The following is a 23,451-nucleotide window of genomic DNA, read 5'->3' as shown; positions in this document are numbered from 1 at the left end:
CTTGCGGAGGAGGCTCGGCTCGAAGCGGAGCGGCTTGCCGAGGAGGCTCGACTTGCGGAGGAGGCTCGGCTCGAAGCGGAGCGGCTTGCCGAGGAGGCTCGACTTGCGGAGGAGGCTCGGCTCGAAGCGGAGCGGCTTGCCGAGGAGGCTCGACTTGCGGAGGAGGCTCGGCTCGAAGCGGAGCGGCTTGCCGAGGAGGCTCGACTTGCGGAGGAGGCTCGGCTCGAAGCGGAGCGGCTTGCCGAGGAGGCTCGACTTGCGGAGGAGGCTCGGCTCGAAGCGGAGCGGCTTGCCGAGGAGGCTCGACTTGCGGAGGAGGCTCGGCTCGAAGCGGAGCGGCTTGCCGAGGAGGCTCGACTTGCGGAGGAGGCTCGGCTCGAAGCGGAGCGGCTTGCCGAGGAGGCTCGACTTGCGGAGGAGGCTCGGCTCGAAGCGGAGCGGCTTGCCGAGGAGGCTCGACTTGCGGAGGAGGCTCGGCTCGAAGAAGAGCGGCTTGCGGAGGAGGCCCGGCTCGAAGAAGAGCGCCGTGTGGCGGAAGAAGCGCGCTTGGCTGAAGAGGCTCGGCTCGCTGAAGAAGCGCGCTTGGCTGAAGAAGCTCGGATTGAGGCAGCACGCCTCGCGGAAGCTGCTCGGCTAGCTGAGGAGGCTCGGCTCGCGGAAGAAGCCCGACTCGAAGAAGAGCGTCGTGTGGCTGAAGCGGCGCGGGTCGCCGAAGAGGCTCGGCTGGCTGAGGAGGCTCGGCTGGCTGAGGAGGCTCGGCTGGCTGAGGAAGCTCGGCTGGCTGAGGAGGCTCGGCTGGCTGAAGAGGCCCGCCTCGAAGAAGAGCGGCGTCTGGCCGAAGAGGCCCGGCTCGCTGAAGAGGCCCGGCTCGCTGAAGAGGCCCGGCTCGCTGAAGAGGCTCGGTTGGCGGACGAAGCGCGGCTCGAAGAAGAGCGTCGCTTGGCGGAGGAGGCTCGCCTCGCGGAAGAGGCTCGTCTCGCCGAGGAAGCTCGGCGAGAGGCAGAGCGCCTTGCTGAAGAGGCTCGGCTCGAAGAGGAAGCCCGGCTTGAGGCGGAACGCATTGCGGAAGAGGTGCGTCTTGCGGAGGAGGCTCGGCTTGAGGCGGAGCGCCTAGCTGAAGAGTTCCGTCTCGCCGAAGAAGCTCGCCTCGCTGAAGAGGCGCGGCTCGAAGAAGAGCGCCGTCTAGCGGAAGAGGCCCGGCTCGCGGAAGAGGCTCGGCTTGAGGCAGAACGCATTGCCGAAGAGGCGCGTCTTGCGGAAGAAGCGCGGATTGCAGAAGCGGCACGGCTTGAAGAGGAGCGTCGCCTCGCTGAGGAGGCTCGGCTCGAAGAAGAGCGCCGTCTAGCGGAAGAGTCCCGGCTAGAGGCGGAGCGTCTGGCGGAGGAATCGCGTCTGGCAGAAGCGGCTCTTCTTGAGGCGGCGCGCCTCGCCGAAGAAGCTCGCTTGGCTGAAGAGGCGCGGCTCGCTGAAGAGGCGCGGCTCGCTGAAGAGGCGCGGCTCGAAGAAGAGGCGCGGCTCGAAGAAGAGCGCCGTGTGGCCGAAGAAGCTCGCTTGGCTGAAGAGGCGCGGCTCGCTGAAGAGGCGCGGCTCGCTGAAGAGGCGCGGCTCGAAGAAGAGCGCCGTGTGGCCGAAGAAGCGCGCTTGGCTGAAGAGGCGCGGCTCGAAGAAGAGCGCCGTGTGGCGGAAGAAGCGCGCTTGGCTGAAGAGGCGCGGCTTGAGGCAGAACGCCTTGCCGAAGAAGCGCGCTTGGCTGAAGAGGCGCGGCTCGAAGAAGAGCGCCGTGTGGCGGAAGAAGCGCGCTTGGCTGAAGAGGCGCGGCTTGAGGCAGAACGCCTTGCCGAAGAAGCGCGCTTGGCTGAAGAGGCGCGGCTCGAAGAAGAGCGCCGTGTGGCGGAAGAAGCGCGCTTGGCTGAAGAGGCGCGGCTTGAGGCAGAACGCCTTGCCGAAGAAGCGCGCTTGGCTGAAGAGGCGCGGCTCGAAGAAGAGCGCCGTGTGGCGGAAGAAGCGCGCTTGGCTGAAGAGGCGCGGCTTGAGGCAGAACGCCTTGCCGAAGAAGCGCGCTTGGCTGAAGAGGCGCGGCTCGAAGAAGAACGCCGCCTCGCTGAAGAGGCTCGGGTCGCGGAGGAGGCTCGTCTCGCCGAAGAGGCTCGACTCGAAGAAGAGCGTCGCTTGGATGAAGAGGCTCGACTCGAAGAAGAGCGTCGCTTGGCTGAAGAGGCTCGACTCGAAGAAGAGCGTCGTCTGGCGGAAGAGGCTCGCGTAGCCGAAGAAGAGCGTCGCTTGGCTGAAGAGGCCCGCCTCGCTGAAGAGGCCCGCCTCGCTGAAGAGGCTCGACTCGAAGAAGAGCGTCGTCTGGCGGAAGAGGCTCGCGTAGCTGAAGAAGAGCGTTTCGCCGAAGAAGCGCGCCTCGAAGAAGAGCGTCGCCTCGCGGAAGAGGCTCGACTTGCGGAGGAGGCTCGCCTCGAAGAAGAGCGTCGCCTCGCGGAAGAGGTTCGACTTGCGGAGGAGGCTCGCCTCGAAGAAGAGCGTCGCCTCGCGGAAGAGGCTCGCCTCGAAGAAGAGCGTCGCCTCGCGGAAGAGGCTCGTCTCGAAGAAGAGCGTCGCCTCGCGGAAGAGGCTCGTCTCGAAGAAGAGCGTCGCCTCGCGGAAGAAGCCCGCCTCGCGGAAGAAGCCCGCCTCGCGGAAGAAGCGCGCTTCGAAGAGGAGGCCCGTCTCGCCGAAGAGACGCAGCGTGCGGAGGCCGCTCGGATCGAGGCAGAGCGCCTCGCGGAAGAGGCGGAGCGTCTTGCTGCGGAGGCCCGTCTCGCGGAAGAAGCTCGGCTTGAGGCGGAACGTCTGGCCGAAGAAGCCCGCCTCATCGAGGAGCGCCGTCTCGCGGAGTCCGCCCGGCTGGCGAGAGAAGCCCGCCGTGCGGAGGAGATCTGGGCCGCGGAGGAGGCCCGTCTCGCCGAGGTCGCGCGCGTCGAAGCAGCGGGCCGCGAGGCCGAAGACGCCCGCCTGGAAGGCGAACGCCGCCTCGCCGATGCCGTCCGTCGCGACAAGGAAGCGCGCGCCGCCGAACAGACCCGTCAGTCAGACGAAGCCAGTCTCGCCGAAGCGCCCACGCAGTCCGCCTCCATCCCCGAACTCGCGGCCGAGGACGTCGAGGCCCTCACGCTCGATGTGGGCGACATCCTGCTCACCGAGCTTCCCGCTCAGCCTTCCGAGGCGGACTCCGTCCCGAACGCTGGTGCATCCGACCTGGACCTGGCCGCTCTGGCAGAAAGCGCGGACGCCCTGCGCGCCGCCCGGCAGAAGGCCCAGGCCGAGCTCCTCCACGACATGGAGGAAGCCCTGCGCCGCTCGAAGTCCCAGCCGCTTGAGCCATGGCTCGCGGACGAGCCCCCCCAGCCCACGCCGCCCACGCGGACACAGGACCGCGTCCCCGTCCAGGACGAGCAGTGGCACACCGAATCCATCTCCCTCAGCGCCGCGTCCGACACCGAGTCGGAGCTCCCGCTGCTGGAAGTCGAACCCGAGCCCGAACTCTGGGCCGTCGCCGAGCCCCTGCCCGCGCCAGCGACACGCCCCTCCGCGGGCGACCCTCCGGTCCTCACGCCTGTCGCGGAAGACGAAGCGGACATCCTGCTGGAGGCGACCCCCGACGAAGAGGACGATGCCAGCTGGGCCACCCAACCGCCCGCGCCCGCGCCGCGCCCGGCCGCGCCCAAGACAGGTGACGAGGACCTCTGGCGCATCGTCGCCTTCGACAAGGACGAGGGTGCCGACAACCTGACGGCGTCCTTCGAGGCCGCGCTCCTCCAGGTTGATACGCACCTGGAGTCGCTCGTCCGCTCGGATGTCAATCAGGCGAACGTCGATTTCGACGAGCCCCCTGTCGAGGCCATTGTCGAAGCGACCATCGAACCGGTAGCACCGGATTCATCGGGGGCCTTCCCCGGTGACAACTCATGGCCAACTGGCCAGACTGACTGGGACGAGCCGTCCGGAGACCTGGACGACTGGGACTTTGACGAGGACGACGTGGCGGCAGATCCCTCCAATCCCGACGAGGCAGCGAAGCTCCGGCGGCAGCGTCTCTTGCGCCGCGCCATGGAGAACATGGGTGTCCTCGGTGGGCGCCCGCCCGCCGCACCGGGCGCCGCGCCCGCGCCCACGAGCGAACCCGCCGCCCCGGTACCCGCGGCCTCCGAGCCTCCCAAGCCCGACGAGGCCCGCCTGGCCCAGCAGCTCGAGCAGCGCTTCGCGGACATCCAGGCCAGGCGAGACCACTTCTACGTGCTCGGCGTTCCCCAGGACGCCACGCGCGACCAGGTGAAGACCGCCTTCCTCAACCTGGCCAAGATCTTCCATCCGGACCGCCTGCCGCCGTCGCTGCCGCACATGGCGTCGAAGATCACCGCCGTGTTCGAGGCCATCCGCGAGGCCTACGAGGTCCTCTACGACGACACGCGGCGCAAGACGTACCAGCAGAACCTCCAGGCCCAGCAGGCCCTGCCCAAGCAGCCCGCGTCCGCGCCGACCGCTCCGGTCCTCCGCCCGCAGGGCCGCGCCGACAGCAGCGCCGACGACCTCTACAAGATGGGCGAGGTCTTCTTCCGCAAGCGTGACTTCACGACGGCCTCCGACCACTACGAGCGCGCCCATGCGCTGGAGCCCAAGCCCCAGTACCTGGCCGCGCGGGCCTGGGCCATCTACATGGATCCGGCGCGCAAGGCGGACATGGCCAAGGCCAAGCAGATGATGGCGGACGTGGTGCGCGCCGACCCGAATTGTGATCGGGCGCACTACCAGCTCGGCGTCATCGCCCGGGTCGAAGGCGACATGGACCGCGCGGAGCGCTGCTTCCGCGAGGCCGTGCGCGCCAACCCCAAGCACCTGGAGGCCAACCAGGAACTGCGGCTCATCGACATGCGCAAGAAGAACCCTCCGAAGAAGGGAGGCTTTTTCCGCTGACGCGGCAGGCCTCACACGGGGTACGGGTGCTTCAGCCCGGCCCGATTTGACTCTCCCCCGCACCTGTCTCGCGCCGCCTGTCCAGCAGGAGGCCAGGCAGGTTCCCCACCGGCCCCAGCCATTGACACGCCTGGAAAGCGGGCAGGATGCTCCCGCGTCAGGCTCCCTGGGCCGTCTGCAGTGACGAAAGGCATGGAACGTGGCCAAGCAGCACCTGCTCCTGGTCGATGGTGACGCGAAGAGCCTCCGGGTCATGGAGGTCAGCCTGAAGAAGGCTGGCTTCTCCGTGACGACGGCCATTCACGGCAAGGATGCGCTCGAGAAGGTCCAGATCAGCCCTCCGGACCTCGTGCTCGCGGACACGAAGATGCCGGAGATGGACGGCTTCGAGCTGTGCAAGACGCTCAAGTCCGACGAGCGCTTCAAGTTCATCCCGTTCGTCTTCCTGACGAGTCAGAAGTCGGTCGAGTTCAAGGTGCGCGGCCTGGAGCTTGGCGGTGACGACTACCTGACCAAGCCGATCTACATCAAAGAGATCGTCACCCGCGTGAAGATGATTCTCCAGAAGGCGGAGAAGGAGCGGATCGAGAAGCGGGAGACGACGAAGGGTGGTTTCGCCGGCAGCCTCGCCGACATGGGCGTGGTGGACCTGGTGCAGACGTTCGAGATTGGCCGCAAGACAGGCCTCATCAACATCCAGGGCGAGCGCACCGGCACCGTCTACTTCAAGGACGGACGCGTCATCGACGCGGAGCTGGGACGGCTCAAGGGCGAGAACGCCTTCTACCGGATGCTGAACACCTTCGAGGGCCAGTTCGAGGTGCAGTTCAGCGCGCTGGACCGTCCGGAGCGCATCGAGATCTCCACGCAGGGCCTGCTGATGGAGGGCATGCGCCGCCTCGACGAGTGGGGCCGCATGCTCGAGCAGCTGCCGCCGCTCGAGACGGTGTTCGAGATCGACTACCACCAGCTCGCCGACCGCCTGTCGGAGATTCCGGACGAGGTGAACGGCCTGCTGCGGCTCTTCGACGGCAAGCGCGCGTTGAGCCGCGTGGTGGAGGACTCGGACTTCGAGGACCTGGCCGCGCTGGGCATCATCAGCAAGCTGTACTTCGAGGGCCTCATCCGCGAGCTGGGCAACGCGCCGCAGGAGCCGGTGCAGAGCAGCAAGCCTGGCATCGAGCAGTGGCTCAACACGGCGCCGCCCGCCAGCGCGACCGTGGAGCCCGCGCCTCCCACGCCGGAGAGCCCGCCGCAGCCCGTTCCCGAAGCCGCGGTGCCCGAAGCCGCCCCCGAGCCCGTGGCCGCCGCGCCGGAGCCTTCGCCGCGGTCCATGCCGCAGAGCGTGCTCGCGCCTCCCGCGGGCGTGGACGACGAGCCGGCCGCGTCGCAGGCGCCCGCCACGCCTGCGCAGCCCGCCAACGTGGTCGTCTTCCTCGCGCGGCCCAAGCGTTCGGACACGCCCGAGTACACGCCTGAAGTTCCGGTGACCGAGCCGGTTCCGGAGGTCCCCGCGCAGGAGGGCTCGGCGTTCCTGGTCGAGCCGCCGCCGGCACATCGCGCCGTGGAGCACGCGCGTCGCAGCTTGCTGCTGGACTGGAGCCGGGTGGACACCGAGGGCATCAGCGCGCCCACCACGTGGGGGCCGGGCTCTGGCTGGTCGCACACGCCGCGGGGCCAGGGCGCCGCCGCCGCCTCCTTCGCCGCGAGCGCGCCCGCCGTCGAGCCCGCGCCGCGTGCGCCCATCTTCGGTGGCGCGGCCGTGGCACCCAATCCGTTTCCGCCCGTGCCTCCGCCGACACCGGCACCGCCGTCATCCGAGGTGACGCTGGTGAGTGGCAGCGGCTACGTGACGCCGCCCAACCCCTCGGTGCAGGACGACGCGGAGCTCGTGGCCGAAGAGGTCCCCGCCACGCCCCAGCTCGCGCTGCCGCCCTATCCGGGCCACGGCGTGCCCGAGCTGCCCGCCGAGCCGCCCACGCCCAGCGCGCCGCTGGCCAGCACGGTCGACCCGGTTCTCGCATCCCCGGTGTCGGCCCCGCCTGCCGTGGAGGCGCCGCCCTCCGAGCCCGCCACCGCCGCGCCCGTGACGCCCGCGGACGCCGACCCGGCTGCCTCCTCGAAGCCCGCGGACGCCGCCCCGGCTGCGCCCGCGAAGCCCTCTTTTTCCGTTCAGTCGGCCGAAAGGAAGCCGGCGGCGGCCACGCACGGCAGTGACGCAGCCGTGGCCAGCGCGGGCCGTCCCAAGCGCACCGGGCTCATCATCGGCGCGGCGGTGGTCCTCATCGGCGCGGTCGCGGCCGTCGTAGCGGGGACGGGCAGCGGTCCGTCGCAGGCGCCTCCGTCGAAGCCTCCCGTGGTGGAGACGCAGGCGCCCTCGAACGGCGACGCCCAGCAGACGCCGCCCCCGGAGAAGGCGCCACCGCCCGAGGACGCCACGGCCAAGGCCCCCGAGGCTCCGCCCGAACCGCCCGCCGTCACGCCGGATGCGGGCGCGGCCATCGCCGAGGCGCCGAAGCCGCCCGAGCCCGCCACTCCGCCGGCGCCCGCCGTGGACCCGGAGGTGGAGTTCGCCACGCTGGTGAAGCAGGCGAGGGCGGCCGTCGTCGGCCAGCGGCACCGGTCGGCGGCGGGGAGCTACCGCAAGGCGCTGGCGCTCAAGCCGACGGCCACGGAGGCGAAGGCGGGCCTGGGCATCGCGCTGGTGAACGGCTTCACCACGGACGGTGCCTACCGCGAGGCAGCCAAGCTGCTGCAGGAGGTCGTCAAGGAAGAGGCCTCCAACGCCCGTGCCTGGCTGTCGCTGGGCATGGCGCTACAGTTCACCGGCAAGAATTCCCAGGCGGCCGACGCCTACAAGCAGTACTTGTTGCTGGAACCGACGGGGGCTTCCGCCGAAGAGGTCCGCACGTTGCTCAGGGGGCTGGGCAACTGAGCGGAGGCGGCCCCACTTCCTTTATTGGCCCCTTGAGAAGTGAGCCGCCTTGCTCGTCCTAGGACTGGAAACCTCGTGTGATGAGACCGCCGCCGCCGTCGTGGAGGACGGCCGCCGCGCGCTGTCGGATGTCGTCTCCACGCAGGTGGACATCCACCGGCGGTGGGGCGGGGTGGTGCCGGAGCTGGCCAGCCGCAACCACATCGTCCAGGTGCTGCCCGTCGTCCACGAAGCGCTGACTCGGGCGAACAAGACGCTCGACGACGTGGACCTCATCGCCGTCACGTCCGGCCCCGGCCTCATCGGCGCGCTGCTGGTGGGCGTGCAGGTGGCCAAGGGCCTGAGCCTTGCGACGGGCAAGCCCTTCGTGGGCGCCAACCACCTGGAGGGCCACCTGCTGGCCATCCGGCTGCTGGAGGTGGCGCCGGAGCCGCCGTTCCTCGGGCTCGTCGTCTCCGGTGGGCACACCAGCCTCTACGAAGTGCAGGCCTACGGGCAGTACCGGCTGGTGGGCAGCACGCGCGACGACGCGGCCGGCGAGGCGTACGACAAGACCGCGCGCATCCTGGGGCTGCCGTATCCGGGCGGGCAGCCCATCGACCAGCTGGCGCAGCAGGGGAGCCCGGACGCCATCCGCTTCCCGCGCGCGCTGCCGGGCGACAACTTCGACGTGTCCTTCTCCGGCCTGAAGACGGCGGTGCTGCACCACGTGCAGAAGCACGGCGTGCCGCAGGGCCAGGCGCTGGCGGACCTGTGCGCGTCCTTCCAGGAGGCCGTGGCGGACGTGCTGTCGAAGAAGCTGGTGGCCGCCGCGCGCCGGCTGGGCCACCAGCAGCTGGTGCTGTGCGGTGGTGTGGCGGCGAACTCGCGGCTGCGGGCGCTCTGTCAGTCGCGGGCCGAGGAGCGGGGGCTGAGCATGTTCCTGCCTCCGGTGCGTCTGTGCACGGACAATGGCGCCATGATCGCGGTGGCGGGGTATGAGGCGTACCGCCGCGGCCTGCGCGGAGATTTCCGCCTCGCCGCCGACCCGGCCTGGCGCATGTAGAGGGGAGCAGACGGGTGGAATCGCCAAGAGACATCCTCAAGCGGCATGGCCTGCGCGCCAAGTACAGCTGGGGACAGAACTTCCTCGGAGACGAGGACGCGCTGGAGGCCATCGCCGACGCGCTGAACCTGCGCGCGGATGAGCCGGTGGTGGAGCTGGGCCCGGGCCTGGGCCACCTCACGCGCTTCCTGGCCGCCACCGGGGCCCGCGTCACCGCCGTGGAGCGGGACCGGGACATGGTGATGGTGCTGGAGAAGGAGGCCATCCCCGGCGTGCGCGTGGTGTCCGGCAACGCGGCCACGGTGGACTTCGCCCAGGTGGCCAATGCGCCTGACGTCGCGGTGGCGGGCAACCTCCCGTACCACCTCACCAGCCCCATTCTCTTCCGCGTGCTGGAGCAGCGGGCCCACGTCTCGCGCGCCGTCTTCACGCTCCAGAAGGAAGTCGTGGTGCGGCTCGCCGCGGAGCCCGGCAACCGTGACTATGGCCTGCTGACGGTGCTGCTAGGCATGCACTACGACGCGGACAACGTCCTCACGCTGGAGGCCTGGCGCTTCCATCCGCCGCCGAAGGTGGACTCCGCGGTGCTGCGGCTCACCCGCCGCAAGTCGCCGCGCGCCCCCATCATCGACGAGGCCCGCTTCACCCGCGTGGTGAAGGCGTCCTTCGCGCACCGGCGCAAGACGCTCATCAACTCCATCAAGTCGGACCCGACGCTGGGGACGGCGGAGACGCTCCTCGCCGCCCTGGAATCCGCGGGGGTGGAGCCGCAGCGCCGCGCGGAGACGCTGGCGCCCGAGGAGTTCGCCGCCATCGAGCGCGCGCTCGGCCCCGTGAAGGCGGCCCCGCCCACGCCCGCGGAGTAGGGCGCCGCTAGCGTCCGCGCATGCCCAGCGCCTGGAGCAGGCCGCCTTGCTGCTCCAGGTAGGCGAAGAACTCCGCTTCGGGGATGCGCATCCGGGCGAGCACGCCGCGGAGGATGTCCTCCACGGTGCCGTCCTGCCGGCGCTTCAGCTCCATGGCCGTCTTGAGCAGCACCACGCCGTAGAGCGGATCCGGCTCCACGGGAGGTGTGGGCGCTCGCTGGGTGGGCGTGCTCTGGCGGGCCTCTTCCAGCCGCACCACTGTCTTCGCCCTGTGTCTGCCGCTCATGTCCGGAGACCACCCCGCGCACACGCCATGAAGTCGCGCGGACCGTAGGGGATGCGTCCCGGAGCGTCAAGGGAGGCAGGCCCCTCGTGGAAAATTGCCGGATTCCAGCGGCCGTGTTGTGTTATCCGCCCGCGCGCGCGGTCTCAACGCGCATTCTGCGGGCGGGAGGCCTCGGGCGGATGGACTACCGGTATATCGTGGTGGAAGGGCCCATTGGCGTGGGCAAGACGAGCCTCTCCAACATCCTGGCGGAGCGTCTGGCGGGACGGCGCATCCTCGAAGTCGTGGAGGAGAACCCCTTCCTCTCCAGCTTCTACACGGACCGGCAGAAGTTCGCGTTCCAGACGCAGGTCTTCTTCCTCCTGTCGCGCTTCCGGCAGCAGCAGGAGCTGTTCCAGCAGGACCTCTTCAGCTCGATGACGGTCAGCGACTACCTGTTCGCCAAGGACCGCATCTTCGCGCACCTCAACCTGGACGCGCACGAGCTGGCGCTGTACGAGCGCGTCTTCGAGGCGCTCGGGCCCCGCGTGGCCAAGCCGGACCTGGTCATCTACCTCCAGGCCCGCCTGGACGTGCTCCTGCACCGCATCAAGAAGCGCGGCCGGGAGTTCGAGCGCAAGTTCGACCCCACGTACCTGGAGGGGCTCGTCCACTCCTACAACAACTTCTTCTTCCACTACACGGACACGCCGCTCCTCGTCGTGGACACCTCGGATATCGACTTCGTGAATGTCGAAGCAGACAGGGAAGACCTGCTTGCCACCATCCGGAAGGCGAAGCCGGGCACGCAGCATTACGTTCCGAAGGCTTCCCGCCGGGGCTGAAAGTCAGGCTCCTGGTGGGACGGCCGCCTTCAATGCCCCACGGCAGGCGCGGGGGCGTTAGAGTGCGGTGGCGGGCCCAGGGCTCCCGGCGATCCCCGTGGGGACGGCGAGGCGCGAATGGGCCCGTCAGGCCGTTCAACCCGTAGCCATAGGAGGTGAACCGTGAAGGACAAGGTCACCATCCACACGCTGAAGCGCTTCAAGCAGATCGGTCAGAAGATCTGCATGGTCACCGCCTACGACGCGACGTTCGCCCACATCCTGGAGGAAGCAGGTGCGGACGTGCTGCTGGTGGGTGACTCGCTGGGCATGGTCATCCAGGGGCATGACTCCACGCTGCCGGTGACGATGGACCAGATGGTCTACCACACGGCCGCGGTCACCCGTGGCGCGCGCCGGGCGCACGTCGTGGCCGACCTGCCCTTCATGAGCTACCAGGTGTCGACGCAGGAGGCGGTCCGCAACGCGGGCCGCCTGGTGGCGGAAGGCGGCGCGGGCAGCATCAAGCTGGAGGGCGGCGCCGAGTTCGCGGACACGGTGCGGGCCATCGTCCGCGCGAGCATCCCCGTCATGGGACACCTGGGGCTGACGCCGCAGTCCGTCCACAAGATGGGCGGCTATGTCGTCCAGGGCCGTGGCGAGGACCAGGCGCGGCAGATTCTGGACGATGCGCTGGCGCTGGAGCAGGCCGGGGCCTACGCGCTGGTGCTGGAAGGCGTGCCCATGGACCTGGCGCGCACCGTGACGCAGAGCCTGTCCATCCCCACCATCGGCATCGGCGCCGGCGTGGACTGTGATGGCCAGGTGCTCGTCTGCTACGACCTGCTGGGCATGAACCCGGACTTCAAGCCGAAGTTCGTGAAGCGCTTCGCCGACCTCCACGGCTCGATTACAGAGGCCGCGGGCGCCTACTTCGCCGAGGTCCGCAAGGGCGCGTTCCCGGACGAGGAGCACTCCTTCAAGGCGAACAAGAACATCCGGCTGGCGGCGGGGGCTCCGGCTCCGGCGGCCCGGGTGGAGCCATCCGCGCCCGCCGAGGGTGGCGAGAAGCTGGGCCCCGTCTACGGGAGACCCGCCTAGTCATGGCTCCCGCCGTCCTGAAAACCGTTGCGGACGTGAAGGACTGGACGGCGGGGCTGCGCCGGGAAGGGCGCCGGCTCGCGCTGGTGCCCACCATGGGCTTCCTGCATGAAGGACACCTCTCGCTCATTCGCGAGGGGCTGCGCCGCGCGGACGTGGTGGCCGTGTCCATCTTCGTGAACCCCACGCAGTTCGGGCCGCGGGAGGACTTGTCCCGCTACCCCCGGGACTTCGAGGGTGACGTCGCCAAGTGCATCCGCGCGGGCGCGCAGGTCATCTTCGCGCCCGCGGGCCCGGAGGTGATGTACCCCCAGGGCTATCAGACGTTCGTGGAGGTGACGGACGTCAGCCAGGGCCTGTGCGGGGCCCGGCGTCCGGGGCACTTCCGCGGCGTGGCCACCGTCGTCACCAAGCTGCTGGCGCTGTTCCGCCCGGAGGTGGCGCTCTTCGGGGAGAAGGACTACCAGCAGCTCCAGGTCATCCGGGCCCTCAACCAGGACTTGCACCTGGGCGCGGACATCGTCGGCATGCCAACGGTGCGCGAGCCGGACGGCCTGGCGATGAGCAGCCGGAATGCCTACTTGTCCCCCGAGGAGCGGCAGCGGGCGCTGGCCCTGTCCCGGGGGCTCAAGGCCGCCCAGGCGCTGGTGCGCGAGGGCACGCGGGAGTCGGGGCCCCTGGTGGCGGCCGTCCGGCGCGAATTGGAAGCGGCGGGGCTCCGGGAAGACTACGTGGAACTGGTGGATGCGGAGCGGCTGACGCCCCTGGTCGCGGTGGCGCCCGGGCAGCCTGCCCGGTTGCTCGTCGCGGCTTTCAGTGGCACGACGCGCCTCATCGACAACATGCAGTTGGGTGGTGAGGAGAACGCGGGGCGCGTATGACATCCGGAGGGAAGTCAAAGGGAGTGGGCAGCGAGCCCGGCGTGAGAGTCATCGCGGAAAACCGTCGTGCGCGGTTCGACTACACGGTCGACGAAAAGCTGGAGGCCGGGCTGTCGCTCACGGGAAGCGAGGTGAAGTCACTGCGAGACGGAATCGCCAATCTGTCGGACGCCTACGCGCTCCCCAAGGGGGACGAGCTCTTCCTGCTCAACGCGAACATCGGCTCCTACAAGGCGGCGAGCTTCTTCGACCACCTTCCCACTCGGGGCCGCAAGTTGTTGATGCACCGAGGAGAAATCGACCGTTGGACGGCGAAGGTGCGTGAGCGGGGGTATTCCATCATCCCGCTTGTGCTGTACTTCAGGAAGGGCCGTGCCAAGGTGGAGCTGGGGCTCTGCCGGGGCAAGACGCACGAGGACCGGCGCCACGACATCAAGGAGCGGGAGACGAAGCGGGAGATGGACCGGGCGATGCGCCGACGTTGAGAGGGGCGCCCGAAGTTCTTTCGCCGTACATCGATGGACGACAAGAAGGTTCCCGACAAGAAAGAGCGGCTGCTGGCCGCGCTCGACCAGGGCATGGTGATGATTCACCTGGACGCGCGTCGTCCGGGCGTGCTCGTCCCAGCCTCCGTCAAGACGGAGGCGCACCTGCGCCTGAATCTCTCCTACAGGTTCGACCCACCGGACCTGACGGTGGGTGAGTGGGGCGTTCGCTCCACGCTGAGCTTCTCTGGCTCGCGCTTCACCATCGCGGTGCCGTGGTCGGCGTTGTTTGCCATCGCCAGCCACGTGACGAAGGAGTTCTGGATGTACCCGGAGGACATGCCGCCGGAGCTGCTCCAGCAGACGGCCGCGTCACGTCCGGCGCAGCCCCTGCCCGTGGCCCCCATGCCGGTGGCCGCGGAGCGTCCGCGCACCTTCCTCCGGGAAGTGCAGGGCGAGCGGCGCGATGAGCCTCCCGCCGACGTTCCACCCTCGGATGGACCGCCGGACGAGCCACCGCCACCGCGGCGCGGCCATCTGCGCCTGGTGAAGTGAGGCGCGCTCAGCGCCTCAGCTTCGCCTGGATGTGAGCGGCCTCGCCGCCGGAGAACGTCCCCTTCCACGTGCGGTGGCCTTTGCGCCGGACCTGGATGGGGACGCGTCCCGCCGGATAGCGGTTCTCGAGCAGCAGCGGCGTCGTTCCCAACTCCGCGTCCCGGACCCAGACGGTGGCGCCAGGCGGGTCGCTGTCGACGCGCAGCATCGGGGCCGACAGGCGAAGCCCCGTCGCTGACATCACCCGGATGAGCAGGGTGGAGCGCTGGGGCCACAGCCAGATGCCGGTGCCCACCAGCAGCGCGACGAGCAGCAGCCCCAGTGCCCGTTTCAGGCGCGAGCGTCGGAGGAGGGCGGCCTCGTCGGGCCAGTCGCTCTCAGGCGAGGGCGGGCGCTCCGCCAGCTCCAGTGCGTCCGCGTCGGTGTGGAGCACGCTCTTCGCGCCCGGCGTGACGTGTGTCTGGGGGACGCTCTCCGCGAGCGTCTGCTGCGCGGTGAGCTCGAGGCCCGCGGACGGAGCGAAGGCGCCTGGAGCGGTGGGCGTGCGAGGTGTTGTCGCCGCGCCAGTCGCGGCATCAGGCCACATCGCGCAGTGTGAGCACCGTGCATGGGCCGAGGAGAGCACGTGGCTGCATCGTGGGCAGCGATGCACCAGCCGCCCACTGACGCTGAGCGCCGCGCCGCCCGGCATGGAGAGCGGCGCTTCTTCCATCGCAGCGGCCTCGGCCGGCGACGGCGCAGGCACGGCCATCGCCAACGAGCCCGCGTCAGCCGGTGTCCGCGTCACAGGGCGCTCGGAGGACCCTGCCTGTTCACTCAGGGGCGGCGGCAAGCCCAGCCCGCGAAGGAACGCGGCCAGCGCCTGAGACGTCGCGGGCTCGCCGGCCTGTGCCAGCCACCGGGCGAAGCCTTCCGCCAGTGACTCTGGCGAATGGAAGCGCTCCTGGGGCGCACGCGCCAGCATGCGCATGACGGCGCCCGCCAGTGGCGCGGGGACACCTGGCGGTGGCTCCACCGGCCGCGTCAGGATGGCATGGGCCACCGCGCTCGCGTCCTTCTCGGTGTGGAACGGATGCCGCCCCGTGAGCAGCTCATGGAGCACGATGCCCAGGGAGAACTGGTCGCTGGCGGCGGTGGCGGGCGCGCCTTGCAGCACCTCGGGCGCGGTGTAGGCCTCCTTCCCTCGGAAGACACCGGGCGCGGTGTGGGCCGGGCCGGCCATCCGCGCGATGCCGAAGTCCGTCAGCTTCACCTCGCCCTCGCGCGACACCAGGATGTTGGAGGGTGACACGTCGCGGTGGGCCACCATCACCGGCTGCCCGTCATGCACCTTCCGGTAGGCATGGCCGAGCCCCGCCAGGGCCTGATGGACGATGAAGGCGGCCAGGTTCGGAGGGAAGCGCACGCCCCGGCGCGCGGCCGTGCGCAGCAGCACGCCCAAATCCCATCCGTCCACCAACTCCATCACCAGGAAGAGCCCTTCGGGGCCCTGGCCCACGTCGTAGACGGTGGCGATGTTCTGGTGCTGCAGCAGCGTGGCCAGCCGGGCCTCGGCCAGGAACATGCGCGCGATTTCCGGCTCGCGCGCCAGGTGGGGCAGCACCCGCTTGATGGCCACCGGCCGCTCGAAGCCCTCCGCGCCGAGCGCGACGCCGAGGAAGAGCTCCGCCATGCCTCCAGAGGCCAGCGGACGGACCAGCCGGTAGCGTTCGTTCACGAGGCGCTCAGGCGGCGGGCTGGGTGACGTCGCGCAGCAGTTGCCAGGGGTAGATGCCGGTGGTGTGGCCGTCGCTGAAGCTGAAGGCCAGCGCGTAGTTGCCCACGGGCTGCACCTGCTTGATGCGCAGGTCGGCGGGGACCTTTGACGGGTCCAGCGTCCGCTTGTTCGTCCATTCGTCCACGCACGCGGCGCAAGGGCACTGCTGGCGCAGCACCTGCGCCGCGGCGCCCGTCTTCACCCCGTCGTCCCACGTCAGGTCCAGGCGCGCGCCATCCGAGGACAGCTGTGCGTCCGTCGCGGTGACGGCTTGGGGGGCGGGCTTGATGCGGTCCCAGAAGCTCAACGTTCCACCTTCCAGAGTCTCAACAGTCTTGGCCCTCCCTACCATCCTTCGGCTGTCAGGAGGCGAGCTTCACGGGCAGCCGGTGACCTTCCAGCCGCACGCCCTGCTGCGCCAGCACCTGCTTCAGGGCCTGGACGACCTTCGGGTCCAGCTGGGCGCCGCAGAGGTTGTCGAGGATTTCCATGGCCTTCTCCAGCGGCATGGCCTTCTGGTATGGGCGGGTGGAGGTGCAGGCGTCGAAGGTGTCCGCGCACGCGACGATGCGGGCCAGCAGGGGAATGTCCTCGCCCTTGAGCTTGTCCGGATAGCCGGTGCCGTCCCAGCGCTCATGGTGGTGGCGGACGCACGCGCGCACCGCGCCCAGGAAGCTCACGGGCCCGATGATGGCGTCTCCGATGGCGGGGTGCTCGCGCATGATGGCCATCTCCTGGTCCGTCAGCCGCGTCTGCTTGCAGAGGATGGACTCCACGATGCCAATCTTCCCGATGTCATGGAGGATGCCGCCGTACTGCAGTTGCCGCAGCTCGCGCTCGGTGAGCTTCAGCTCCCGGCCAATCTGCACGGAGACGTCGCCCACGCGCTGGCTGTGGCCGCGGGTGTACGCGTCCTTTGAATCGATGGAGTTCGCCAGCGCGACGATGGTCTCCAGGTAGCCCTTCTCCAGGCTCTCGTAGAGGCCGCGGTTCTCCATGTCGTACGCGAGCAACTGCTTGCTCATGTAGTTGAACGTCTGCGCCAGCTCGCCCAGCTCGTTCTTCTGCTTGATGTCCACCTCGACGCCGAACTTGCCGTGCGCCAGCTCCAGCGCGCCGCTGATGAAGCCCTTGAGCGGCCGGGTGAGGTTCCGCGAGAAGAGCGCCGCCAGCACCACCGCCACCAGGATGGCCGCCCCCAGGCCCAGGAGGATGCGCTGCTCCATGGTGTCCACCTGGCGGTAGGCGTGCTCCACGGGTTGCTCGGAGACGATGGCCCAACCCGTCTCGGGCAGCACCGTGTACGCGGCCACCACCGCGTCCCGGCCCTCGCCGAAGTTGCCGACGTGGAACAGCTCCATGTCCGACTTGCCCACCAACTGCTTCAGCAGGTGCGCCACCGGGCCGCGCCGCGCCACGTCCTCGCCCAGGCCGGCGACGCCACCACCACCCGCCACGAGGTGCCCGTGCCGGTCCGCCAGATAGGCGAAGCCGGTACTGCCCACGCGCTCCTGCTCCAGCATCTTCCGCAGGTCGGCCAGGGACAGGTCCGCCGCGATGTACCCGCGGACAGGCTCGCCCACGGGGAACGCCAACGTCAGCACCGGCTCGCTGCCCTGCGGGTCCTCCACCACGTCCGCGTAGCGCACGCCCTCGAGGTTCTCGAGCAGCGCGCGCGCGCGTCCCTCATGGCCGGCCAGCGCGGTGGGCGGGACATCGTGCTTGGAGAAGGCCTGGAGTCCCGGGAGCCGCTGGCGGTCGGCGTCGAACACGGTGAGCGCCAGCACGTCGCGCCGTTGGTTGAGCACCGAGGCCAGGTGCGTCTGCTGCGCTTCCAGGGGCAGGCCGAAGAAGCCGGGCACGCGGGCCAGGCCCAGCACCGCGTCGGTGGGCTCGCCCAGGAAGATTTCGGCCTTGAGGCGCAGCTGCTTCACGCGCTCCTGCGCCAGTTCCTGGGCGTCGCGTACCAGGAGCTCCCGGGTATGGGAGACGGAGAGCCACCCCACCATCAGCGTGGGGACGACGCCCACCACCAGCATCAACAGGAGGATGGCTTTGAACAGGCGCACGGGGTGGCTCCTCCAGGGGTTACTGCCACTGGCCCTTCTTCACTTCGAGCTTGAGGCGCTCGGGCACCAGCTCGAAGTGCCTGGGCGTGCTGGGCTCGGACGGGCCCGCGGGGCCCACCGCGCGCACCGTCCACCGGTAGCTTCCCGCGGGCAGCACTGGCAGCTTCGCCTCCAGGCGGGTGACTGTCTGGGTGAAGGCGGCGCGTTGCTCCTGTGCGCGCGACACCTCGACCTCATAACGTTCCGCGCCTCGCACCGCCTCCCAGGTCAGCTTCACCGGGCCCAGGTGTCCGTCCCGGTCCGGGCGCCGCTTCAGGCGCGCCGCGTCTTCGGGTTGCCCGAGGCTGGGGGCCACCAGCGGCGGAAGGGGCGCGGGGGGCGGGCGGCCCTTCTCCACCCGGATGGACTCGCCCTTGGTGACGGGCTGGGTGACGCCCTCTGCCTCCACGCGCACCGGCGGGCCCTGCTTCACGGTGACGGTGGTGCTGTCGCCGTCGCCCACTTCCACGGAGAACGCGGAGGACTGCGGCGAGCGCTCCGCCGCCACCAGCTTCCCCACGGCATTGGCCTCCGCGGAGGCCTGTCTGTAGCGCGCCTCGCGGAAATGGCCCTCCGCGTCCTTCAGCCGGGCGGAGGCCTCCGGGGGCACGCTCGCGTCCTTTGCGCTGGCCACCAGCGTGCGCGCGGTCTCCAGCGCCTTCTGGGCCAGCACGCGCTCGTGGCCGGGCACCTTCAGCCGGGTCCCCGCCGCCACGTCATCCGACGTCAGTCCGTTGAGGGCGCGCAGCTCCTGCACCGCGCGCGCGTCACCGAGGGTGCGCTGGGCCACCTGGCGCAGGGACTCGTTGGGGCCCACCACCACGGTGCCCGGGGGGGTCGTGCCCAGCCATGTGAGGAGGAGGAGTGCCGCCTTCATTGGAAGACAATCTCCCTTCCCGCCTGGATGGTGGCGGACGGCGTGGTGACGGACAGGGACTGGGCGGCGGGCTTCTCCAGCTCCGCGTCGATGCGGCCCCGCAGCACGGTGAGGTCCGTGCGCTGCTGGCCGGGGCGGGTGCGCGTCTCCGCGATGCTGATGAGCGAGTCCCCACCCAGGTGCACCGTGCTGCCGTTGGCGGCGAAGACGATGTCGGTGCCGGCGCCCGCTTCGGTGCGGACCTTGTCGTTCTCGTAGAGCGGCTGGCCCTCGAGGGCGGGGCTCCACTCGTCAGCCGTGGCGCGCTTGATCTGGACGCCGCCCTTCATGGCTCGCAGGTGCGCGCGGTGCGTGGCCACCGCCGGACGCGTTGCCGCATCGGGCGCGGACGGGCGCTCATCGGCGGTGCAGCCGGCGGCGGGGAGGGCCGAAAGCGCGAGCGCAAGCAGCATGGGAGGCCAGTGTCGTCCGTTCACGAGAGGAGTTCCGGGGGCCCGAAGTCTATCGAAGGTGGACCCGAGGGGGCGGGCCCGGGTACGCACACGCTAGTCCAAACGGCGGTGCTCCAGGCAGGGGAGGTTGCGGCGGATGCGCGCTAGCAGCTCCGGGTCCACCGGCGCCAGCGCCAGCCCTTCGCCCTCGGAGGCCCGCGCCGTCACCAGCCCCCACGGGTCCACCACCAGGGCGTGGCCATGGGTGACGCGGTTGGCTGAGTGCCGTCCCCCCTGAGCGGGCGCCAGCACGTACGCCTGGTTCTCGATGGCGCGGGCCCGCAGGAGCACTTCCCAGTGGTCCTTGCCCGTCATGAGGGTGAAGGCCGCCGGAACCGCCAGCAGCGTGGCGCCTTCGCGGGACAGCCGCCGGTACAGCTCGGGGAAGCGCAGGTCGTAGCAGACGGACAGCCCCAGCCGGCCGACCTCGGTCTCCGCGGAGACGACGTCCGTGCCCGGCGCCACCGCCGCGGACTCCTGATAGGTCGCACCATCTCCCACCTCGACGTCGAAGAGGTGGATTTTCCGGTAGACGGCAAGCCGCTCGCCGCCGGGGCCGAAGAGGACGCTGGTGTTGTAGAGGCGCCCACCCGGCGCGCCCGTCTCCAGCACGCTGCCGGCGAGCAGCGTCACTTTCAGCTCCCGGGCCAGGCTGGCCATCCGGGACAGCGTCGGACCGTCGAGCCCCTCCGCGGCGTCCTGCCGCTCGGGCTCCGGCCCCATCCAGGAGAAATTCTCAGGCAGGCCCACCAGCCGGGCACCCAGCCCGGCGGCGCGCCGGATGAGCCGGGTCGCGGCTTCCAGGTTATGGGCCTTGTCGGCGGTGGACACCATCTGCGCGGCGGCGATGAGCTGCATGGGGGCGTTATAACCCCCGTCGGGTCCCGGAACCCCTGGGAATTCCTCACCCTGCTGGGCGCGTTCCACTGGGAGCAGGAGGGTGCGTCCTTCCTTTACACCCCGACGGGGCGTGTGCTACGGACGCCCCCGACATTTTTCGATGAAGCACTTCGAAAAGTGGGCCGCGTGCCCGCTTTTCGTGTTTTTGGAGACTGGTTTCCCGCTCATGTCGGAGAAGAACCTCAAGCAGACGGTGGAGGAGCGGGCCTTGGCCCTGCTCGAGCCCATTGTCGCGGGTGAAGGCCTGGAGCTCGTGGACCTGGAGTTCCTCCGGGAGCGCGAGGGCTGGGTGCTCCGGTTGTTCATCGACAAGCCGGGTGGCCGCGTAGGGCTGGACGAGTGCTCGCAGGTGTCGCGCGCGGTGGACCCGTCGCTCGACGTGGAGGACTTCATTCCCCACGAGTACAGCCTGGAGGTTTCCAGCCCCGGAGTGGACCGGCCGCTGCGGAAGCCGACGCACTTCGAGCGGGTAAAGGGAGAGAAGGTGAAGGTGAAGACGTTCGGCCCGGTGGGAGAGCCCCCGCGCAAGAACTTCACCGGCACGCTGACCGAGGTGGCAGGCGACGGAATCTCGGTGGAGGTGGAGGGGGCCGGAACCTTCCACATCCTCTTCAAGGACATCGCCAAGGCGAACCTGGAGTTCCAGTTCTAGACGTCGACATACAGGGTGCCCCTCCGCGCGAGGGCGCCCGTGGACCCTTTTAGGAGAAGACCATGCCCACGCAGCAAGCCAACCCGAGTGTCAACCTCAACCTTGTCCTGGACCAGGTCGCCAAGGACAAGGGCATCGACCGGGCTGTGCTGATTGCCACGCTCGAAGACGCGATGAAGACCGCGGCCAAGAAGCACTTTGGCCAGGACCGCGAGCTTGAGGCGAAGTACGACCCGGACAAGGGCGTCGTGGAGCTGTTCCAGGCCATCACTGTGGTCGAGGAGATTGTCGACCCGGTCCAGGCGGTGAATCAGATCTCCCTGGTCGAGGCCCACAAGAAGGGCATGGAAGTGGAGCCGGGCGACGAGCTCGTGTTCCAGATCTTCTACCGGGACGAGGACGCCGCCGAGGCCAAGGCCCAGGACGACCAGTACGGTGACATCCTCCGCCTGAAGACCTTCCGCCGCGGCTTCGGGCGCATCGCCGCGCAGACGGCCAAGCAGGTCATCCTGCAGCGCACGCGCGACGCGGAGCGGGAGAACGTCTTCAACGAGTACCGCGACCGGAAGAACGAAATCGTCACCGGCATCGCCCGCCGGTTCGAGCGCGGCAACATCGTCGTGGACCTGGGCCGCGCCGAGGCCGTGCTGCCGGTGCGCGAGCAGGTCCCGCGTGAGACGTACCGCCCCGGCGACCGCGTCCAGGCCTTCGTGCTGGACGTGCTCCGGGAGTCCAAGGGCCCCCAGATTGTCCTCAGCCGCGCGTCCGTCAACCTGCTCACCAAGCTGTTCGAGATGGAGGTGCCGGAAATCGCCGAAGGCATCGTCGTCATCGAGGCGGCGGCCCGTGAGCCGGGCGGCCGGGCGAAGATCGCCGTGTCCAGCCGGGACTCGGACGTGGACCCGGTGGGTGCCTGCGTCGGCATGAAGGGCAGCCGCGTGCAGGCGGTGGTGCAGGAGCTGCGCGGCGAGAAGATCGACATCGTCCCGTTCGACGAGGACCCGGCCCGCTTCGTGTGCTCGGCGCTGGCCCCGGCGGAGGTCAGCCGCGTCATCATCGACGAGGCCAACCATGCCATGGAGCTCATCGTCCCGGACGACCAGCTCAGCCTGGCCATTGGCCGTCGTGGCCAGAACGTCCGCCTGGCGGCCCAGCTGACCGGCTGGAAGCTGGACATCAACAGCGAGAGCCGGGTGCGGGAGCTGCGCGAGTTCGCGGGCCGCTCGCTCGGCTCGCTGCCCGGCGTCAACGAGATGCTGGTGGAGACGCTCTACGCGCACGGCTTCCGTCAGGCCCGGGACATCGCCGAGGCCAACGCGGAGCTGCTGGCGCAGCTGCCCGGCATCGACCCGGACCGCATCCCCTCCATGCAGGAAGCCGCCCGGACCCGGATGGTCGAGGATCAGGCGGAACTGTCGCGCATGGATTATGAAAGAGAGCAGGCCCGCATCGCGGAGGCGCGGCGGCATCCGGACGAGCTCAGTCAGCCCGAGCGCATGGCGCGCGTGCGGGGCGTCGGTGAGAAGACCATCGAGCAGCTCATCCTCGCCGGGTACCGCTCGGTGGAGGACATCGCCAATGAGAAGGACCTGGCGAAGCTGGGCGACGTTCCGGGCGTGGGTATCAAGAAGGCCCGCCAGCTGAAGAGCGCGGCGGAGAACTACCTGGTGGAGGAAGCCAAGCTGCGCGCGGAGCTGAATGCCGAGCGCGGCGCCATGACGGCGACAATTGAAGGTGGCGCGGAAGCCACCAAGTCGCCGTAAGCTAAGCGAGCAAGGGAGGGGACGTGCGGCGCCCGGCTGGCCGGCCCAGGCCGGAAGTTCAGAACGCGGGGTCAGGTCCGGTCCGGACGTGCGTCGGATGCGGGTTGCGGCGACTCCAGGCGGAACTGACCCGATTCGTGATAGGCCCCGGAGGCGCCATCGAGGTCGACAGGAAGAGGCGGCTGCCAGGACGGGGCGCCTACCTGTGCGGTGCCGGTTGTCTGACGGCAGCGCTGAAGCGGAAGGCGTTTGGTAGGGCCTTTCGCGGAAAGGCGGGCCAGGTTGACCCGTCGCAGCTCGGACAGGCATGGGAGCAGGGGGACGGTGAGCGGAGGGGTGCGGGGAGAGTGGGTGTTAGTCACCACTCGCACACATTTTCGGGTTTGGACTAGGGTGCTGCGCCCCGGAGTCGGCGGAGCAGAAGGCCATCAAGGGCAATATGTCGAAGAAGCGCGTCCACGAAATCGCCAAGGAACTCAAGAGCCACGGGATTGAGCTCGACAACAAGGAGGTCGTCACCGAGCTGTCGAGCCTCGGTTACGACGTCAAGAGCCACTCGTCGTCTCTCGATGACGACCAGGCGACCGCTGCCGTCCAGAAGATTCTGGACAAGCGCAAGCCGAAGCAGGCCACGCCGCCCGTGACGGCGAAGGGCTTCGTCGTGCGCCGCAAGGTGGGTCCGCCCGCCGGTGCGACCGCGGACAGCGGAGCCGAGGCTTCACAGTCCGCCGAAGCCGCCTATGAGCCGCCGACCTCGGCGCAAGAGCCCATGGCGGCTGAGTACGCCGCCGAGGAGCCGGTGCAGGCGTCTCCGCCCGTCGAAGCGCCCCGCGCGCCCGTCGAGGCGCCGAGCGCCCCGGAGCCTCAGCACGTCGAGGCCCCGGTCGCCGCCGCGGAGCCTGCGGCTCCAGCTGCCGTCACGTCTACGCCCCCCACGCAGGTCGCCGAGGCCCCTCAGGCCCCGGTGGAGGCTCCCCGTGCTGCCGTGACG

21 protein-coding genes are annotated in these 23,451 nt (G+C 69.7%); 14 read left to right on the top strand and 7 right to left on the bottom strand.

Going from position 1 to position 23,451, the window contains the following annotated elements; all coding sequences use genetic code 11:
- The 5 genes from HV824_RS36935 to rsmA all read left to right on the top strand — a co-directional run.
- Positions 1 to 637 (top strand): hypothetical protein (locus tag HV824_RS36935; RefSeq protein ID WP_217917776.1); only part of this gene is annotated, 637 nt, incomplete at its 5' end.
- Positions 529 to 4,956, top strand: coding sequence for a DnaJ domain-containing protein (locus HV824_RS38275; RefSeq protein WP_368738110.1), 4,428 nt, complete (start codon positions 529 to 531; stop codon positions 4,954 to 4,956). The genes HV824_RS36935 and HV824_RS38275, both read left to right, overlap by 109 nt.
- A gap of 199 nt (positions 4,957 to 5,155) precedes the next feature.
- On the top strand, positions 5,156 to 7,891 hold the full coding sequence (locus HV824_RS26870) for a DUF4388 domain-containing protein (RefSeq protein WP_176424559.1): 2,736 nt from the start codon (positions 5,156 to 5,158) through the stop codon (positions 7,889 to 7,891).
- Between the two features lie 49 nt (positions 7,892 to 7,940).
- The gene (gene tsaD / locus HV824_RS26865; protein WP_176420556.1) at positions 7,941 to 8,936 is read left to right on the top strand and encodes a tRNA (adenosine(37)-N6)-threonylcarbamoyltransferase complex transferase subunit TsaD; all 996 of its coding nucleotides are present in this window, start codon (positions 7,941 to 7,943) and stop codon (positions 8,934 to 8,936) included.
- Positions 8,937 to 8,950: 14 nt separating this feature from the next.
- Positions 8,951 to 9,802, top strand: a complete 852-nt coding sequence (gene rsmA / locus HV824_RS26860) for a 16S rRNA (adenine(1518)-N(6)/adenine(1519)-N(6))-dimethyltransferase RsmA (RefSeq protein WP_176420555.1) — start codon at positions 8,951 to 8,953, stop codon at positions 9,800 to 9,802.
- 7 nt (positions 9,803 to 9,809) lie between these two features.
- Here rsmA and HV824_RS26855 read toward each other — a convergent pair whose 3' ends face one another.
- Positions 9,810 to 10,088 (bottom strand): hypothetical protein, encoded by a 279-nt coding sequence (locus tag HV824_RS26855; protein WP_043710562.1) that lies wholly within the window; start codon positions 10,086 to 10,088, stop codon positions 9,810 to 9,812.
- 179 nt (positions 10,089 to 10,267) lie between these two features.
- Between HV824_RS26855 and HV824_RS26850 the strand changes: the two genes are divergently transcribed.
- The 5 genes from HV824_RS26850 to HV824_RS26830 all read left to right on the top strand — a co-directional run bounded on the left by HV824_RS26850 (position 10,268) and on the right by HV824_RS26830 (position 13,913).
- Positions 10,268 to 10,912, top strand: coding sequence for a deoxynucleoside kinase (locus HV824_RS26850; RefSeq protein WP_163783036.1), 645 nt, complete (start codon positions 10,268 to 10,270; stop codon positions 10,910 to 10,912).
- Between the two features lie 162 nt (positions 10,913 to 11,074).
- Entirely contained in the window at positions 11,075 to 11,992 is a 918-nt protein-coding gene (gene panB / locus HV824_RS26845; RefSeq protein WP_176420554.1) for a 3-methyl-2-oxobutanoate hydroxymethyltransferase, read from the top strand.
- A 2-nt stretch (positions 11,993 to 11,994) separates the two neighbouring features.
- A complete protein-coding gene (gene panC, locus HV824_RS26840; RefSeq protein ID WP_176420553.1) occupies positions 11,995 to 12,873 on the top strand; it encodes a pantoate--beta-alanine ligase in 879 nt (292 codons plus the stop codon).
- The gene (gene smpB / locus HV824_RS26835; RefSeq protein ID WP_163783039.1) at positions 12,870 to 13,358 is read left to right on the top strand and encodes an SsrA-binding protein SmpB; all 489 of its coding nucleotides are present in this window, start codon (positions 12,870 to 12,872) and stop codon (positions 13,356 to 13,358) included. Before panC ends, smpB begins: the two co-directional genes overlap by 4 nt.
- A 33-nt stretch (positions 13,359 to 13,391) precedes the next feature.
- Positions 13,392 to 13,913, top strand: coding sequence for a ClpXP protease specificity-enhancing factor SspB (locus HV824_RS26830; RefSeq protein WP_176420552.1), 522 nt, complete (start codon positions 13,392 to 13,394; stop codon positions 13,911 to 13,913).
- 7 nt (positions 13,914 to 13,920) lie between these two features.
- Here the strand turns inward: HV824_RS26830 and HV824_RS26825 are convergent, their stop codons facing one another.
- The 6 genes from HV824_RS26825 to HV824_RS26800 form a co-directional block, all read right to left on the bottom strand.
- Positions 13,921 to 15,630 (bottom strand): serine/threonine-protein kinase, encoded by a 1,710-nt coding sequence (locus HV824_RS26825; RefSeq protein WP_176424558.1) that lies wholly within the window; start codon positions 15,628 to 15,630, stop codon positions 13,921 to 13,923.
- A gap of 7 nt (positions 15,631 to 15,637) precedes the next feature.
- The gene (locus HV824_RS26820) at positions 15,638 to 15,976 is read right to left on the bottom strand and encodes a DUF971 domain-containing protein (protein ID WP_176424557.1); all 339 of its coding nucleotides are present in this window, start codon (positions 15,974 to 15,976) and stop codon (positions 15,638 to 15,640) included.
- Between the two features lie 55 nt (positions 15,977 to 16,031).
- A complete protein-coding gene (locus HV824_RS26815) occupies positions 16,032 to 17,738 on the bottom strand; it encodes an HD domain-containing phosphohydrolase (RefSeq protein ID WP_176420549.1) in 1,707 nt (568 codons plus the stop codon).
- Positions 17,739 to 17,757: 19 nt separating this feature from the next.
- The gene (locus HV824_RS26810; RefSeq protein ID WP_176424556.1) at positions 17,758 to 18,654 is read right to left on the bottom strand and encodes a LysM peptidoglycan-binding domain-containing protein; all 897 of its coding nucleotides are present in this window, start codon (positions 18,652 to 18,654) and stop codon (positions 17,758 to 17,760) included.
- On the bottom strand, positions 18,651 to 19,106 hold the full coding sequence (locus tag HV824_RS26805) for a FecR family protein (protein ID WP_176421509.1): 456 nt from the start codon (positions 19,104 to 19,106) through the stop codon (positions 18,651 to 18,653). Before HV824_RS26805 ends, HV824_RS26810 begins: the two co-directional genes overlap by 4 nt.
- A 93-nt stretch (positions 19,107 to 19,199) precedes the next feature.
- On the bottom strand, positions 19,200 to 20,003 hold the full coding sequence (locus HV824_RS26800) for a carbon-nitrogen hydrolase family protein (protein ID WP_176421510.1): 804 nt from the start codon (positions 20,001 to 20,003) through the stop codon (positions 19,200 to 19,202).
- Between the two features lie 208 nt (positions 20,004 to 20,211).
- On the opposite strand from HV824_RS26800, the gene rimP reads away from it, so the two are divergent.
- The 4 genes from rimP to HV824_RS26780 all read left to right on the top strand — a co-directional run.
- Positions 20,212 to 20,697, top strand: coding sequence for a ribosome maturation factor RimP (rimP, locus tag HV824_RS26795; RefSeq protein ID WP_163786821.1), 486 nt, complete (start codon positions 20,212 to 20,214; stop codon positions 20,695 to 20,697).
- Positions 20,698 to 20,759: 62 nt separating this feature from the next.
- Positions 20,760 to 22,460 (top strand): transcription termination factor NusA, encoded by a 1,701-nt coding sequence (nusA, locus tag HV824_RS26790; protein WP_176421511.1) that lies wholly within the window; start codon positions 20,760 to 20,762, stop codon positions 22,458 to 22,460.
- A gap of 23 nt (positions 22,461 to 22,483) precedes the next feature.
- The gene (locus tag HV824_RS26785) at positions 22,484 to 22,852 is read left to right on the top strand and encodes a YlxR family RNase P modulator (RefSeq protein ID WP_176421512.1); all 369 of its coding nucleotides are present in this window, start codon (positions 22,484 to 22,486) and stop codon (positions 22,850 to 22,852) included.
- A 47-nt stretch (positions 22,853 to 22,899) separates the two neighbouring features.
- Positions 22,900 to 23,451, top strand: a 552-nt coding sequence (locus HV824_RS26780) for a translation initiation factor IF-2 N-terminal domain-containing protein (RefSeq protein ID WP_176424555.1), incomplete at its 3' end; no start/stop codon positions are given.

Origin of the sequence: Myxococcus sp. AM009 (genome assembly GCF_013372605.1) — a bacterium.
GTDB lineage: Bacteria > Myxococcota > Myxococcia > Myxococcales > Myxococcaceae > Myxococcus > Myxococcus vastator.
The sequence above is the reverse complement of the archived record's forward strand: the minus strand, read 5'-3'. Positions and strand labels throughout refer to the sequence as shown.